The organism is Corallococcus praedator (genome assembly GCF_003612125.1).
In the GTDB taxonomy this organism is placed as follows: domain Bacteria; phylum Myxococcota; class Myxococcia; order Myxococcales; family Myxococcaceae; genus Corallococcus; species Corallococcus praedator.
In genome coordinates, this window is record NZ_RAWI01001021.1 from 1 (window position 1) to 448 (window position 448).

A 448-nucleotide genomic window follows, 5' to 3' on the forward strand; every position below is an offset into this window, starting at 1 on the left:
CTCTGGGGGCGGGGGCGGAACCGGGGCGGCTGAAGGACGCCCGACAGCTCCTCGCCCAGCAATTCCACCTCCGCGCGCCCGTGGTATTCGAACGTGTAGGTGAGCTTCTTGCCATGCGTCACCACGCCAATGGCCATGGTGGAGTTCGCCGGCACGGCGTTGGGCTCCGCGAAGGGGCCTCGCACCACGACCCCCAGATAGGAGCGCTTGTCCTCACGCGACTTGATGCGCACGAGCGTCTGGGACGCAAGCCGATGCAGCTCCTCCTTCGTGGACAGGACCGTGATGAGGTTGTCGTTGCTCGCGGAGGTGTCGAAGTGGGTGAACCCCACCGCCTGCTCCAACTCGGGATCGATCTGGGTCGTCGCCGCCTTCTTGCGGAGGGCTTCCAGCTCGTTCCGGGCCGCTTCGGGCATCGGGATGGCGACTTCGTTCTTCACGATCGCGG

General features: G+C 66.3%; 1 pseudogene. It reads right to left on the reverse strand.

The annotated features are described in order from the left end of the window. Positions 1 to 416: pseudogene (locus tag D7Y13_RS42860) on the reverse strand (ATP-binding protein); the annotation flags it as partial. Positions 417 to 448: the final 32 nt, after the last annotated feature.